Source organism: Limisphaera sp. VF-2 (assembly GCF_049537125.1).
Classification (GTDB): Bacteria; Verrucomicrobiota; Verrucomicrobiia; order Limisphaerales; family Limisphaeraceae; genus Limisphaera.
The window spans coordinates 68,428-83,835 of record NZ_JBMVQY010000003.1 but is presented as its reverse complement, the minus strand read 5'-3'; the positions used below and the strand labels follow the sequence as shown (position 1 = coordinate 83,835).

At 64.8% G+C, this 15,408-nt stretch carries 11 protein-coding genes and 1 riboswitch; of the genes, 6 read left to right on the top strand and 5 right to left on the bottom strand.

What is annotated here, in order from left to right; all coding sequences use genetic code 11:
• Positions 1-42 precede the first annotated feature (42 nt).
• A complete protein-coding gene (locus ACPDIT_RS10535; protein ID WP_423443278.1) occupies positions 43-1,053 on the top strand; it encodes an AAA family ATPase in 1,011 nt (336 codons plus the stop codon).
• A 64-nt stretch (positions 1,054-1,117) separates the two neighbouring features.
• Here the strand turns inward: ACPDIT_RS10535 and ACPDIT_RS10530 are convergent, their stop codons facing one another.
• Positions 1,118-3,265, bottom strand: a complete 2,148-nt coding sequence (locus ACPDIT_RS10530) for a tetratricopeptide repeat protein (RefSeq protein WP_423443276.1) — start codon at positions 3,263-3,265, stop codon at positions 1,118-1,120.
• A 464-nt stretch (positions 3,266-3,729) separates the two neighbouring features.
• On the opposite strand from ACPDIT_RS10530, the gene moaA reads away from it, so the two are divergent.
• Both moaA and ACPDIT_RS10520 read left to right on the top strand, forming a co-directional pair.
• Positions 3,730-4,701: a GTP 3',8-cyclase MoaA gene (gene moaA / locus ACPDIT_RS10525; protein ID WP_423443274.1), complete on the top strand. Its 972-nt coding sequence runs from the start codon at positions 3,730-3,732 to the stop codon at positions 4,699-4,701.
• Positions 4,702-4,908: 207 nt separating this feature from the next.
• A complete protein-coding gene (locus tag ACPDIT_RS10520; RefSeq protein WP_423443272.1) occupies positions 4,909-5,352 on the top strand; it encodes a rhodanese-like domain-containing protein in 444 nt (147 codons plus the stop codon).
• Between the two features lie 261 nt (positions 5,353-5,613).
• On the opposite strand, the gene purQ is transcribed toward ACPDIT_RS10520, so the two are convergent.
• Both purQ and purS read right to left on the bottom strand, forming a co-directional pair.
• A complete protein-coding gene (gene purQ, locus ACPDIT_RS10515; RefSeq protein WP_423443270.1) occupies positions 5,614-6,336 on the bottom strand; it encodes a phosphoribosylformylglycinamidine synthase subunit PurQ in 723 nt (240 codons plus the stop codon).
• A gap of 63 nt (positions 6,337-6,399) precedes the next feature.
• A complete protein-coding gene (gene purS / locus ACPDIT_RS10510; RefSeq protein WP_423443268.1) occupies positions 6,400-6,645 on the bottom strand; it encodes a phosphoribosylformylglycinamidine synthase subunit PurS in 246 nt (81 codons plus the stop codon).
• A 292-nt stretch (positions 6,646-6,937) separates the two neighbouring features.
• Here purS and trpA point away from each other — a divergent pair, with 292 nt between their 5' ends.
• Positions 6,938-7,738, top strand: coding sequence for a tryptophan synthase subunit alpha (gene trpA, locus ACPDIT_RS10505; protein ID WP_423443266.1), 801 nt, complete (start codon positions 6,938-6,940; stop codon positions 7,736-7,738).
• A gap of 42 nt (positions 7,739-7,780) precedes the next feature.
• Here trpA and ACPDIT_RS10500 read toward each other — a convergent pair whose 3' ends face one another.
• Positions 7,781-9,088 carry a bifunctional folylpolyglutamate synthase/dihydrofolate synthase gene (locus ACPDIT_RS10500; RefSeq protein WP_423443264.1) on the bottom strand — a complete coding sequence of 436 codons (1,308 nt, stop codon included), beginning with the start codon at positions 9,086-9,088 and terminating at the stop codon, positions 7,781-7,783.
• Between the two features lie 252 nt (positions 9,089-9,340).
• Positions 9,341-9,422: riboswitch (Fluoride riboswitch) on the top strand.
• Between the two features lie 568 nt (positions 9,423-9,990).
• Between ACPDIT_RS10500 and ACPDIT_RS10495 the strand changes: the two genes are divergently transcribed.
• Together ACPDIT_RS10495 and ACPDIT_RS10490 are read left to right on the top strand one after the other, a co-directional pair.
• A complete protein-coding gene (locus ACPDIT_RS10495) occupies positions 9,991-10,443 on the top strand; it encodes a hypothetical protein (protein ID WP_423443262.1) in 453 nt (150 codons plus the stop codon).
• Complete coding sequence (locus ACPDIT_RS10490) at positions 10,440-12,137, top strand: dynamin family protein (protein ID WP_423443261.1); 1,698 nt, start codon at positions 10,440-10,442, stop codon at positions 12,135-12,137. The genes ACPDIT_RS10495 and ACPDIT_RS10490 overlap by 4 nt, the downstream gene beginning before the upstream one ends.
• 1,417 nt (positions 12,138-13,554) lie before the next feature.
• Here the strand turns inward: ACPDIT_RS10490 and ACPDIT_RS10485 are convergent.
• The gene (locus ACPDIT_RS10485; protein ID WP_423443259.1) at positions 13,555-15,300 is read right to left on the bottom strand and encodes a S1C family serine protease; all 1,746 of its coding nucleotides are present in this window, start codon (positions 15,298-15,300) and stop codon (positions 13,555-13,557) included.
• Positions 15,301-15,408 lie beyond the last annotated feature (108 nt).

Here is a 15,408-nt window from a genome sequence, read left to right as displayed (position 1 = left end):
GGCCGGGCCCTTTGTCGGCAGCACCGCCGAGGGTTGGGAGACATGAGTCCATCAGAACTGGAACAGCAGATCGAATCGTTTCATCGCGCGGTCACCGCATTGCGAGCCGAAATCGGCCGCATGCTGGTCGGCCAGGAAACCGTGGTGGAACAAACACTCATTGCGCTGTTTGCCGGCGGGCACGTCCTGCTCGAAGGCGTGCCCGGCCTGGGGAAAACGCTGCTGGTACGGACGCTGGCCCAGGCTCTGGATCTCCGATTCCAGCGGATCCAGTTCACGCCCGACCTGATGCCCGCGGACATCCTGGGCACCAACCTTGTCATTGAAGGCCCCGACGGCCGGCGCAGGTTCGAATTTCAGGCGGGTCCCATCTTTGCTCAGCTCATACTCGCGGACGAAATCAATCGCGCCACTCCCAAGACCCAGTCGGCCCTCTTGGAAGCCATGCAGGAGCGTCAGGTCACCGCCGCAGGCGAACGGCGCCGCCTGGAAGAACCCTTTTTCGTGTTGGCCACCCAGAATCCCATCGACCAGGAAGGCACCTACCCGTTGCCGGAAGCCCAACTGGATCGCTTCTTTTTCAAAATCCTGGTCGGTTATCCCGACGAAGCGGAGTTGGTCGAAGTACTGGATCGCACCACCGGCGAGGAACCGGAACCGGTGCGCACCGTTCTGGACCGTTCCACCCTCCTGGCCCACATGCGCCTCGTGCGCCAGGTGCCCGCGCCTCGCCCGGTCAAAGACTACGCCGCCCGACTCGTCCTGGCCACTCATCCCGACCATCCCTCGGCCGTGCCGCTGGCCCGACAATACCTCCGCTACGGCAGCAGCCCGCGCGGCGCGCAGGCATTGGTGCTGGCGGGGAAAGTCCGGGCCCTCCTCCACGGCCGGCTCAATGCCAGTCTCGAAGATCTCCAGGCCGTCGCCCCGCCCGCCCTTCGGCACCGACTGATCCTGAATTTCGAAGGCCAGGCCGAGGGAATTACCCCCGACCAAATCGTCTCGCAGCTCTTGGAACAGGTTCCCCGGCTCCGTCCCGAAACGGTTGGATGAGTCCGCTCGGGCTGCACCCCCGCAGGCCCTGAGCCCGGCCTTTCGGTCCAGCGGCCGCCCTGCTTCAACTCGAAGGCCCGCCGGTCCTGGCTGCCAGGGCCGATTCCAGTTCCGGATTCGGCGGATGCCCGCCGGCCCGTGCCCTCTGGTAATGCCACCGCGCCAGCTCCACCAGCGGCGGGGTGCGATGCAAATAAAACACCGCCAGATTGTGATGGGCCACCGCGTAACCGGGCTGCAAGAGAATCGCCCGTCGCAGAGCCGTCTCCGCAGCCTGTCGCAACCCCTTGTGCGCCAGCGCCAGTCCCAGAAAGTTCTGAACCTCGGCACTTCGCGGATCGAGCGCCGCCGCGCGACTCAACGCCTCCACCGCCTCATCGTACCGCGCCTGCCGGAACCGAACCTGCCCCAGTGCGAATCGGGCCAACGCCAGCTCGGGCGCCGCCTCCACAGCAGCCAGAGCATGGCCCTCGGCCCCCGCCACATCCCCCATTTCCAGCTTCACCAGCGCCAGATCCGCCAGCACCGAACCTCGTCGGGGATCCGTCTCCAGCACGGATTGGTACAGTCGAACCGCCTGCTCGTATTGCCCCTCGGCAAAGGCCCGACGTGCCTGCGCGATCCACGCTTCCACTTGCGAGGCCGGGGGCGGCGCGACTCCGGTCTCCGCCGACCCCTCCGGTTTGGCCACCGAGACCGGGGCTGAACGCGCGGGCCCCGGCCCGGAACCCGCCTCCGCCACGGCGACTTCCTGCGGTCGGGGTGCCGGCACCCGCAGCAGCGCAAGCTCCTCCGGTGTGAAGGGAACCGGCTGAGCCTCCAGGGCCGCCAGACGGGCCTGAAGATTCGCCACGGTCTCCGCCTGCGCGCGCGTCGCCGCCAGTTCGTTGCTCCGCGCAGCCTGCAGCCGCTGCTCCAACGCCATCTTCTCCAGCCGCAGGATCTCGAGATCCGACTGCAGGGTTGCCAGCCGGGCCTGCGCCTGCTGCAGCGCCTGCAACGTGTTGGTGTCCGGAGCAGGCGTTGCGTTGAGGGCGGCCAACTGCTGTTTCAACAGGGCGTTCTCCGCCCGCAGGGCTGCCAGCGTTCCGGCATCGGCCTGCCATTGCTGCATTCGTGCCTCCAACGTGGCTTTTTCCGCCGCCAACTGACGGTTCAGCGCCTGTTGCTCGGCAAGCCGGCGTTGGGCCTCTTCCAACCCCTGCCGCAGCAACTCCAGTTCCTGCGAATTCACGGCTGCGGCACTGGAAGCCTCCAGACGCGCCGCCAACTGTGCCTTCTCGCGCGCCAGCGTGTCCGCACGCTCCCTCTGCTCGGCCAGTCGCTGCTGTGCCTGCTCCAACTCCCGACGCAGCGTTTCGAGCGCCGCCGCATCCGCCGAACCCGTTCCGGAGACCGGCGGCGATGCCGCTCCCTTCCGCAGCTCGGCCAGCTCCTGTTCCAATTCGGCGATGCGCTGACGCGTTCGCTGCAGTTCCTGCGCGGCCGCCAGGCTGTGCGCCGTAAGCTGCTCCTCCGCGGAGGCCTTGTCGCGCGCCAGGCGCCGTGCCAACTCCTTCTGCTCCTCCAACTCCCGCCGCGTCGCTTCCAGTTCCCGTCGCAACTGTTCCACTTCGGCCGATCGATCCGGCGGCATTTTGCGCTGCCGTTCCTGATCCAGGGCCACACGCAACAACTCGAGCTCCTTTTCCAGGTCGCGAATCCGATTCTGCGCCCGTGCCAGTTCCCGAGGATCCGCGGCGGCCGGCTGAACCGAGAGCGCCTCGCGCAGCCGCGCTTCCAGCAGCGCCTTGTCCGACTGAAGCTGAGCCACCTGCTGCCGCAGCACCTCCAGCTCCTGCAAAAGCGCCGGGTCCGCCCGTACCGTGGTCGGGGACACCTCCGGACCCGGTGTGGGCTTCGCCGTTTCCGGCACCGGAGCCGGTCCTGTCCGGCCGGAAGCAGCCGCAATCCGTTCGGCCAGGTAATTCAGGCGAAACCGGACCACACGGGGATTCCAATCCGGGAAGGCACTTTGCAGCCGTTGCAAAGCCGTCTGCGCCTCGAGATACTTCGCCAGAGCCGCCCGTTCCTGACCGGCGGCCAACAATCGGTCGCCCTCTTGAATCGCTGCGTAAATTCCCACGTACTGCTGGTCCGCCCCCTGGCCGGGCAGGGTCACGAGCCCTCCCAGCCAACCCAGCAGCCAGCACCACGCGATGAGCCGTCTCATGGCCCTCCAACCTAGCGTCGGACGCAACCTGCGGGCAACCTCCCTTTCCTCCGTTCCTCCGGCGCACGAGGGGTCGTTTCCGGCACCAGACCGAATCTCTTCTCCGGCCAAAAGCCTCCGAAACAATTCCGCCTCGCAGGAAACGGATCCAAACGTGGCACGGGGCCGTCTCTCTGATGATTCGTCGCCCCAGCCTTCGGTCCGGCGGCCTGTTTACCACCCGCTCCTGCCCCCCTGCCGCCTCGCAGGCACCGTGCAGGGGCGCGGTCCCCGGTCCGGGGCAGCGGCCGGGCCTTCCTACCGCTCCGCCGGGCCGAGTGTTGGACTCGACCGCCAGCCGTCTCAAACCGGACTTGTATCCCTCATCAATCGGGTTTACGTTCGGCCAACGTCGCCGGACCCGGCGGGGTCTTCTTGGTCGCAAAGTGACCGGACAAGCGCCCGGAGCCGCGCACGTCGGAGCCATGGACGCCTTTGGCCGAACCATCGACTACCTGCGCATCTCGGTCACCGACCGATGCAACGAACGCTGCGTCTATTGCCGGCCCCGTCAGTACGCCGGCTGGATCGCTTCCGGTGAGGGTCTCACGGATCACGACCTGCTCCGCATCGTGCGGGTCGCGGCCGGCCTCGGTTTCCGGAAATTCCGGCTCACCGGCGGCGAGCCGTTGCTCCGACCCGGCCTGGTCGAGCTGGTCCGCGAAATGGCCCGCATCCCGGGCGTCGAGTGCATCGGCCTCTCCACCAACGGGGTCAAACTGGCACCCCTGGCCACCGCCCTGCGCGAGGCCGGCCTGCGCACCGTCAACATCAGCCTGGACGCCCTTGACCCGCACCTCTACCGGCGAATTACGGGCGGAAACCTCGCGCCCGTCCTCGAAGGCATCCACGCGGCCGTCCGCGCCGGCTTCGAACGCGTCAAGCTCAACACCGTTTTGATGCGGCACATCAACGAGCAGGAGATCTGGCCCCTCATCCGATTCAGTGCCGAACATCAACTGCCGTTGCGCCTGATCGAGCTCATGCCCCTGACCTCCCGCGATGTGTTGACCCCCGAAAACTTCCTCTCCGTCGAGGAAGTCATGGAGCGCCTTCGGGAACATGACGAGCTGGTGCCCGCCCCCGAGGCCCGCCTCGGACATGGACCGGCCAAATACTATCGACTCGTACGGACCGGTGCCGTCGTGGGCTTCATCGGCGCCATCACCCAGACCCACTTCTGCGACACCTGCAACAAAATGCGTCTGACCGCCGACGGCCGCCTTCGCCCCTGCCTCGGTCATCACGACGAAATCGACCTCCACGCCGCCCTCCGGGAACCCGACGACGAAGCGCTGCGCAAACTCTTCCTGACCGCCCTGGCCATCAAACCCCGCGAGCACGCCTTCCGAAACTGTTACCAACCCGGCCGCCCCATGACCGCCATCGGCGGCTGAGCGCGAGACTCTTTCCTCGAGGCGGTCCGCGCCCGCTTCGACCTCCCATGCCCGCCCCGGACGTCTGCATCCGGCGGCAATGCCGGGCCCCATCTCCTCACGACGTTTGTAACTTTCCCCCGCCTCTCGGCTCGGCAATCGCGTGGCGCGCACGCGGTTTGCCAGCGGGGCGGCGCCATGCCAATCTGAGGCAACATGCTCTCGCGTATGAACAGTTCGGCAACATCGGTGCTCTTGTGGGTGGCCGTGGCAACCGGCATCTGCATCGCTTGGGGCCTGGTCCGTCGCGCCGCCGTGGCTCAGGAATTCAGCCCGGAGCAGTTGGGAGAACAGCTCCGGGCCGGCGCGCAAGTGGTGGACGTTCGAACGCCGGAAGAATTCCGCCAGGGACACCTCCCCGGCGCCACCAACGTCCCCCTGGACCAGCTCAGCCGCCTGGCTCCGAAGGTCTTCCCCGACAAAACCCAACCCCTCCTGCTTTACTGTCGCAGCGGCCGACGCAGTGAAATGGCCCTGCAGGAACTCAGAAGTCTCGGCTACTCCAACGTCTGGAATCTGGGCGGCCTGACCCGCGCGCAGAAAATCCTGAAACAAGCCGGTCCGCCACCCGCTCCGGCAACCAACGCTTCTCCTGCACCACCGAACTCTTGAACCCCCCGGCGTTTGGGAGACAGAAAGAGCCGTTCACGTCAGCTCGCGATAAGCAGGCCGGCGCGGCTCGGTGTGGACCGCGGCCTTTGCGCCCCCGTCCTTGAACGCGCGAGCCTGCCGAAGTTCGCTGAAAAAAGTGGGAACCTGGAGAGGGTTCTCCGGAAGCGCGGCTGATGCATGGGGCGCGTTCTCTCCGAAGGATCCGCTTCTCCCGGGGCCGGCGAACCCTGAGCCACCGCCTCCTCGGAGGCCGATTCCCAATCACGCGGCCACCGGCCTCGACGCGATCGCCGCCTGCCGCTCCCGCCAGCTCAACATGCTTTCGAGAATGAACCGGCCGTCCGTGCTCCCCAAAATCGCCTCGCAGGCCCGCTCCGGATGAGGCATCAACCCGGCCACATTGCCCCGTTCGTTGCACACTCCGGCAATGTTCCGCAGCGACCCGTTGGGATTGGCCGACTCCGTGACCGCGCCCGTGGCATCACAGTACCGCCACAGGATCTGACCCCGCGCTTCCAGCGCGTCCAGGGTCGCCTCATCCGCGTAATAACAGCCCTCGCCGTGCGCGATCGGGATCCGCAGCGGCCGCGCCGGGTCCGCCCTCCAGGTAAACGGCGAATCGTTGTGCACCGTCCGCAGAAACACGTGCTCGCAACGAAACTGCAAGGACCGGTTCCGCACCAGCGCCCCCGGCAGCAACCCCGCCTCCGTCAGCACCTGGAATCCGTTGCAAATGCCCAACACCAGCCCGCCCTGTTCCGCAAACGCCCCGACCGCCTGCATGACCGGACTGAACCGCGCAATCGCACCGCACCGCAGATAATCGCCGTAGCTGAACCCGCCGGGAATGATCACCGCATCCGCAGGGCCCAGGCTCGTCTCCCGATGCCACACCAACCACGCCGAATGGCCCAGGACACGAATCGCATGCACCGCGTCCTGGTCACAATTGCTGGCCGGAAACTGTACGACCGCCACGTTCATCGTTTCTCCTCCGCCGCCGATCGCCGGCATCGGTCGGGGCGACACGCATCGCCCCCGCGCCGTTCAATCGACAATCTCCAAGTGATAATCCTCGATGATCGGGTTGCTCAAAAACTTCCGGCACGCATCGTCCAGCGCCCGTTGCGCCGCCGCCCGGTCCGTGCCGGGTTCTAACTCGATCTCGATGTACTTCCCCACATGCACGGCGCGCACGCCCGTGTACCCCAGATGGGCCAGAGCGCTCTGCACCGTCTTGCCCTGTGGGTCCACCACCGCCTTCTTCGGCGTCACAATGATCTTCGCCTTCATGCCCAGATCTCAGTCCGCGTTCGCTGCAACCGCGCCGGAATCTTGTCGGGCCTATCCGGCCCGTTCCAGAAAATAGTTTCCGCACGCCCCGCCCGGCCGTCGCCGGAGAACCGGTCCGCGTGCCGCGGCTCCCGAATTCGGCACACAGTCCCACAAGCCCGTGACCGCATTCGATCGCGGCAGCCCGGCCCGAGCGGAAGGATTCCGCACAAGTACGGCCACGCCTCGGGCCGAACGGAAACCCGTCTCCGTCGTTGAAGCTCCGGGCCGGTCCAGTATGCTGCAGCCCCGCATGAATCGCATCGAACAACGATTCGCCGCGCTGCGCCAGGCCGGCCAAAAGGGCGTGATCATCTACATCGGCGCCGGCGACCCGCACCTGGAGGCCACCCGCCAGTTGGCCTTGGCCTTCGACCGAGTCGGGGTGGACGTCCTCGAACTGGGCGTGCCCTTCAGCGATCCCCTGGCCGATGGCCCGGTCAATCAAATGGCGGCCCAGCGCGGGCTGGCTTCCGGCACCACCCCCGCCGGCGTGCTCGACACCGTCGCCGCCATTCGCCGCGAATCCCAAATCCCCATCGTGCTCTATCTCTACTACAACCTCATCCACCGCATGGGCCTCGAGCGCTTCATCGAGCGCGCCCGCACCGCCGGCGTGGACGGCTTGCTGGTGCTCGACCTGCCGCCGGACGAAGACGAGGGCTACGAAGCGGCCATGCGGGCCGCCGGGCTTTGTCCCATCTACCTCATCGCCCCCACCACCCCGGACGACCGCATCGCCTTCATCGCGCGCCACGCAGCCGGTTTCATCTATTACATCTCGCGCGAAGGGGTCACCGGCATGCGTGACCAACTGGCCGACGGCATCGGCACCATGACGGCCCGGATCCGCGCACACACCCGGCTGCCCATCGCCATCGGCTTCGGCATTTCCACCCCCGAACAAGCCCGGACCGCAGCAGCCTGGGGGGATGCGGTCGTGATCGGCAGCGCCGTGGTGAACCGCATCGGACAGCTGGGTCCCCATCCCGACCTGGTCCCCCAAGTGAGCGAATTCGTGAGTCAATTGGTCCGGGCCGTGAAAGCCCCCTGACGACCCACCACGCCGGCTGCTCGGAAGCGGTGGCAAGGATCCTCAACGCGGGCTCACGGCGGTCGGCGCCACGGGGCCGGTCCACGTGTTCAATCCCTTCTCGTCCCGGACGCCGCCCGCCTGACCCTCGAGCAGCTCCAACGCCTCCCCCACCAGATACAGCGACCCCGTCACGACCGCCAGGGCCTCTCCCTGAACGCGATCCAACGCCTCGCGCAAGGATCCACATGCCTCCACCGGCAGCGTCGGGGCGGCGGCACGACAGACCGCCACCAGCCGCGCAGGGTCGGCGCTCCGCTCACTCGGCACCGGCACGCACAGCACCCGCCCGGCCCGTTGCACGACCCGCGCCGCGATCCCCTCCAGATCCTTGTCGGCCATCACCCCCAAAATGAACGCCGGCTGCACTCCGGGGCACTCCTCCTGCAGCGTCGCACACAGCACCTCCATCGCGCCCACATTGTGCGCGCCGTCCAGAATCAACTCCGGCCCCGTTCCCAACCGTACCCGCTGAAACCGGCCGGGCCAGCTCGCGCGGGCCAAACCCTGCTCGATCGCCTCTTCGCCCACGGGCAACACGCGGCTCACCGCCCGGACCGTCGCCGCCGCCAGGGCGGCGTTCATCCGCTGGTGTGCCCCGGGCAACAACAGCTTGATCCGATCCAACGGCGCCGCTCGCACCGCCTCGGGCCCCAGTACGTACAGCGGGCAGCCCAGACTCAAGGCCGTGGCCCGGATCACGTCCAGCGCTTCCGGGGCCTCAGTGGCCGTCACACACGGCACTCCCGGTTTCAGAATCCCTGCCTTCTCCCGGGCAATTTCCGCCAGGGTATGGCCCAGCCAGCGCTGGTGATCGTAATGGATGTTGGTAATGACACTGGCCAGCGGCGTCACAATGTTCGTGGCATCCAGTCGTCCCCCCATCCCCGTTTCCCACACCACCACGTCGCACCTTTGCTCCTCGAAATACCGCAGCGCCATCACCGTCACGACCTCGAAAAACGTGGGATGATGATCCGCGGGAAACGTTCTCAGCCAGGGCTGCATCTCCTCCACCAGCCGGGCCACGTCTGCATCGGAGATGAACTGTCGATTGACCTGAATGCGTTCGCCAAACCGGACCAGATGCGGCGAGGTGTACAGCCCCACCCGATAGCCGGCCTCGCGGTAAATCCTCTCCAGAAACGCGCAGACCGACCCCTTCCCGTTGGTCCCCGCCACGTGAACAAACCGTAATCGCCGTTCCGGATGCCCCGCCAGCGCCGCCAATCGGCGCGGGTTCTCCAGGCCAAACTTGGCCCCGAACCAACGCAGCCCGTACAGGAATTGAATGGCCTCGTCGTACGTCATCCCGCGGTCTCCTTTTCGAGCCTGTATGTGGATCTTGTCCGCAACCCCTCTCCCCGCGCGCCCGCCCACGTCTCCTCTCTGCCGATGCCTCTACATAAGGCCACCAGGCAGTTGTCCACCAACCGTTCCGCTCGGCTCGAACCCGGCCGCCACAATGGGTCACCGATGCCCCTCGTGCAAGCGTCGGTGCGGCCCGCATTCGCACTCCGGGCCCGGGCACCCGCTCTTGCGCACCGCTCCACGCTGCGGCAGATTCGTAACGGCAATGGGGTTTGCCGTCTCGCCCTGCGAGAGAACCGCCTGATCATCTCGGGCTGATAACTCCTACCGACGCTCTGAAATCGGTAGAGCAGCGATGAGGTGGCTGGACGATTGCACGAAGGGCGGTTCAAATCCTGCCGGGCTGACGGTGCCCGCGGGAGGCCCTGCCCGCCGTGCGGTTTTCCTCTCCCCACAGGGCGCCCGGGTGAAAAACATTTGTCACCGCTTCCCAATGCGACCTTCCGTGGAACCCATGAAGCTCGCAGCCCCGGGCCTGAGCACGCCCCAAAGGCAACAGCGTCAGTCGGGAAGCGTTCCCCGCCCAGAACTGCCAACCCGCGGACAGCCCTCTTTCATGCCCACCCTTTCCCGTGGAACCTCGCGGCGCCCGGCGCGTTTTGCCCGCCCCGCCCTCTTGCCGAAACACGGACACTCGTCGAGTCCCGTGACATCCTCGCCCCTGGCCTGCCGCACCGGGGGCGCCCTGCACCCCGGTCCCGACAAGACCTTCGTGGCTTGCCGCCGATCCCAGTGCGTCCAGCCGAAAACCTCGACGCTCCCCGCGGATCCCGGGAATCGCTGCGCCGACGGGCACCGGACCGCCACATCCGCCAACCGTCCCCGCACACCATGATCGCCCGATGAATCACGATCCTGCATTTGCCCTGAACGAGCCTCAAAGTCGTCGCATCGCGGCCGCCCTGACGATTCTGGAGAAGCACTTGGCGGCGCTCCGCGACGCCCTCGAGCATGGGGTACGACAGAGCCGGCTGGTCCGTTACGAAGATCCAATCGCTCCCAGCGAAGCCCAACGCCTTCTCCCCGCCCTCCACGAGGCCGAACATCGGTTGCGGCAGATCGCCGATGATCTTGCCCTGCCGGCTGGAAGCGAATCCGTACGACGCTCATTCCTGGCCGCGCTCGAATTGGACAGCATCCACTTGTACGAATGTCGCCCCCGCGGGGAGCTGGCTGGTTGCGGAACGCTCGCTCCCGCCACGGCGGCCTACCTCGACCGTGAAATCGAAAAACTCGACGCAGCGGTCCGGACCTTGATCGCTCTCCTGCAGCGAAAACCCCCTGGAGCCGAATGACCAGCCCGAACCACATCCTGGAGCAGCTCGCCCGTATTGCCAACGAATGCCGCCTGACCAGTCTGCAGCCACAAATCAGGGCCTGCCGACAACTTCTCGCACAACCCGGGACCATCGAGGTGGTGGTGTTGGGACGTTTCAAGGCGGGCAAAAGCTCGTTCCTGAATCACCTGGTGGGCCGCGCGATCCTGCCCGTCGGTGTGGTCCCGCTGACCGCCGTGGTCACACGATTGCGCGCCGGCCCTGCGGACCGCGCATCGGTCCAGTTCCTCGACGGCACGCGACGAGAAATCCCCCTAGCCGAGATCTCCGGCTATGTGGGCGAGCAAGAGAACCCCGGCAATCGAAAACAAGTCGCGGCGGTGGAGGTCGAATTGCCCGAGTTACTTCCCTTCGCCCCGCTGCAATTCGTGGACACACCGGGCCTGGGCAGCGCATTGCGGCACAACACCGAGGCCGCCCTCAACTTCCTGCCCCACATCGGCGCGGCCCTGGTGGCCATCCCCGCCGACGCCCCACTGTCCGAACACGACCTTGCCCTCCTTCAGGAAGTGCGTCGTCACACCCCGTGGATCGCCCTGCTCTTGACCAGGGCGGACCTGCTCACCGAGACCCAGCGCGCCCAGGTGCTCGCCTTTGTCCAACAGCGGCTCTCCGGGACGCAGAACGACGGCATGCCCGTGTTCTTCTACTCCATCCGTTCCGACGAAGCAGCCTTCAAAGCCCGGTTGATGAACCAATGGATCCGTCCGCTCCTCCAACATCACACCGCCGCGGGCGACCAAATTGTCCGACACAAGCTGACTTCATTGCGGGACCAGATTCTCAACTACCTGCACGTGGCTCTCGCCTCCGCCACCCGCGCCGACTCGGCTCGCAACGCCCTGCGAGACCGGCTGGCAGAAGAACGCCGGCAGTTCGAATGGTTCCGCACCGAACTGACCCTCTTCGTCCGCACCCTGGCGGCTGGCTCCCTGGAAAACTATCTCCGCCAGCTTCGTCCCGTGCAGCGAACCCTGCAGCACAGGGTCACGCGCGAGTTACAGGAGCAGTTCGCCCACTGGCACCTGCGATTGCCGCCCCTGCTGGATGCATGGCGGCGGTGGCTGTACGAATTCCTTCAGAGTGAACTTACCGAGCTGTCCCGCACGGAGCGACCGCGGTTTTGCACACCCTTGCAACAGGCGCAAGCCCATCTCACACGCATGTTGCAGGCCCTCCACGACCGGCTCGCGGCTCATGTCAGGGCCGCGCTGGATCTCGCGCTCGCACCCCGGGAATTCATCGTCGAGGTTCGGGCCCCCGAAAGTCCGCCGGTGGATGTAGCATATGCGTTCGATCCCGCGTTTGCCACGCTCGGTTGGCTGATCCCGATGCGGCTTTTCCGCCGCCCCATCCAACGCAGTCTGCTCGCCAGGGCCCGTTATGAAGTCGAAAAAAACCTTTCCCGCCTCGCCGCCGATTGGGCGGAGCGGATCGCCGCTGCCCTCGAGTCCATGGCCCGGCAGGCGGAAGCCCTGGCCCGGGAGGATCTGGAAACCCTGGAACGCATGGTCAGCCATGCGTCCTCCGACGTCCCCCGCCTTCGACAGTGGATCGCCGAGCTGGAGTCCGGAGAGGTTTCCCCACCCCACCACGCCAGTCCGAACGCACCCGATGCAAACGGGCGCGTCCCTCCCTCGAAGACCCGTTGACCTCGATTCCAAACCGTTCCCGGCTCTGCGCCGGGATCTCTCAGCATTTCTGGCCACCAATTCCCGGGCGGCCGGCCCGGCCTTTTCCAGCGACGCCGCATCCGCACTCTGCCCGCTGGTTCGCGCCTCGCGAGCGGACCGCAATCCCTCCTTCGGACGGTCCTCCGGCGCCGCCACTCCTGCCGGATTCTCCGACCCAATCCGCCACCCGAACCCCCGGAGCCCATTCGGAGACTCGTTCGCCTCGTTCGTGGTTCCTCGCGTCTGAGTTTCCGCAACCCTGTCGCGCAGCCGTCTTCGCAGCTTTGCTCCCGACCTTCCAACCTTCCGCAAGACAGCGCGCCCATGCGATCGCTCTCCCCGACGCGTCCGCCCGCCAGGCGTCACATACCCGGTCCGAACAATGAGATAGCCACGGTCCCCACGCAAGCGCGCCCTTCAACCGGGATACCACCGCAGCCGCCGTAGCCATGCTTCGCGGCCACCACGCAGAGAAACAACCCTCTAGGCCGAGTGTTGAATCAGAGTTTCCTGCAAAAGGGCGGTGCCTTCGGGCGGTTGCGCCGGCCCTCCTCATTCGTCCACTCTCGTTGAATCCCAGCGATGCTGCCTTGGTCGATATGCCGCCTCTGCTTGCAATTGTGGTTCTCCTTCCCCTTCCACTGGAGGTGCGAAACGCACGAGGTCCGGAACGCTTCCGTCGGCCAATCGGAGATCTGGACTTAAGACCCTTTATGTCCCGCCACGTCCGTCTGCCATATGGGATCCTGAATCGTATGCCATCCCCGCGGTTGGCCTGCTGTCACTCGCCTCCGGCGGTAGCTGCTTGAGAAACGCTTTGATGAGGTCTTACACAGGCCTTACATGAGGAAACCACCTCTAACAGCTCCTCTCCTCTTCTGCATCCCGGCAGGTCCGCTTCGGTTTCTCCGGTACGTCGGCCCTCGGAGCTACACTGGCCGTGCTCCACTTGCCCCTACGACTCCGTCCCTGTCTCCAAGCCTTCATCCGCCGCGCTGGACCTGCCTCTCCCAGGACCCGTCCCTCCGCGTGGCGGTCGGCGCCGGTTCTCTCAGGGGGCCAGACGTCGACCGCCCTCAAGCTCAATAGAGTGGTCAGTCCCACCCTGGCACTTCGTCGCGCGTCAGCGCGCGGCGCTGCTCTCACAGCCTTTGCCGGGAAGTCCTGCACCCGTCTTGCTTCTAGGTCTCTTCGTCCTGGACGGCGAGCGGACTGGACGGACGCTGGTCTCCATGCAAGGACCGGCGGCCTGGTCACCACGGCCACGCGCGGTGCCCGGAACTTCATCGTCAATAGCTAGCTACGATGTTTACGTGTGGGCTTTTTGACAATGACCACCGCTTTCTCGACATGGTTTGCGTGCCTTTTGAGCCCATACTTCGCTCTCAGCGACATGCTAATCGTAAACCAACACCAGCCCAGTCGCCTCTTCAACGAGCCGAATCGCCTCCTCACGTGTGCGTGGTGAGGACCTGCCGAGTCTAACGCCCGAGGCGAGCATCTTATTCTCGCTCAGGAATCGAATTAACGTCGTGCCTTTGATAGCGTAATTCACGTTCTGCGGAATCGTTCCTGCGATTGCTATGATTTTCAGGTCATTCAAACGCGAGGCCACCACTCCGACGACGTCGCCATTCATGTCTACGAGCGGTCCCCCTGAGTTCCCAGGCTGAACAGGAACGCTGATTTGCATTTGGTCCGGATCGTCCAGAAGTCCAGCAAGACCGCTGATGTTCCCGTCGGTGTACTTCGGCCGCGAGCCTTGCAACTCGACCATGGGATAGCCGATGGTGAATACTTGTGCCCCCAAGGAGATCGGGTTGGTGGCCACGTTTAAAGCTGGGACAGTTCCTTTTACAAGCTCCACTCGCAGCAACGCCAAGTCCTTGTCGTTATCGACGCGAAGCACTGTTGCATGCTTTTTGCCTGCCACTGTCTTAACTTGTATTCTCGTTGCCTCCTCCACGACGTGTGCACTAGTAATAAAAAGTCCCTCCTCGGATATGAAAAATCCTGAGGCGCTTGCGATCGGCTCCTCCGACACAGTCCGGGTTCGTGCGGAAGCCCGCGGCGGTCTCCCGCTCATTGTCACAACCCTGGCTCGCAAAGGTCCCACGGGCATCCCGGGATCATAAACCGGCACGATTCTAATCTCGTTCTTTTTGTTCACATAAGTGTATGTTCCGACTGACATTGCGGTGAGTCGAACACGGTCGCCCGTATTCAAGATGCGAGTCAGCCCGTTATGCTTTAGCTTGAACACTCTTGGTAAAAGATTCTTCTGAAGAGAGGCAACGTCTATCATTAGGTAACCATCCTCAATAATCTGAATCACTTCAGCTGTTGGAAGCGTCACCCAGCCTGGTGGCGCCGCTCGCAGGTCATAAATCTTGCCGTCCACTTCCCGGATCAACCCTTTTGCTTCGCCATCTTCTTTATGCTTTGCCAGGGCTGCTTGGCGCAGCCAGTGAGGCATATCCTCATATCTTGCCACAATCAACGCTCCCTTATGACTCACCGTGGCATCCATTGGGCGCGTCGCAACAATCCTGACCGCATTGCGGTCCGGCTCCTCCCAGAGCGCCCAAAGAGCCGGGTTGTTCGTTAGCCTCGCTTTCCGCTCTTGCTCTAATCGCGTTCTCTCCTCCTCATGCGTTGGAGCTTCGGCGGCTGCATGGGCCTCGCCGGCTGGGGCCGTTTTCCCTTGTAGATGCGCCTTCGCCTCCGGTTCGGACGAAGGCTTCGGAACCTCTGCTCCGGTTGCGGCTTCGTCCTGCTCAATCTTGACGACATCAGCGTCCGCTTTAGGACGAGCGAGCTCGTCTGTCGAATGGCGCTGTCCTTCGTCCCCGGGTCTTGCAACGAAGCGCAATCCCATCGCAGCGAATGTTGCCGCGAGAACAAGTAGAACGACAAAAAGAGCAAACCTCTGAGGTGAGATGTGCCTGCGCGCTCCAAGGTAGGCCCTATGTACCCACGCAAGAGCATCGGATAAGCTATGCCTACGAATGTCGGGATCAGAGCCGACGAGCGTGATCTCCTTGCCGCAATGGGGACAGGGGATATTCACACCTGCGTAGTGCGCGTCGTATGCAATGTGACCACCGCAGAACGCGCACACATGCTTGCATTCGCTACTCATGGTGGCGTTTGTGCTCTGGCACGCCAGGTTCAAGCTGACTATAGCACTTGTCGAGAGGCTGGCAAGTTCAAAAGCTGCAAAAGGGGCACCCCAGGAGGTGCTCGTCAA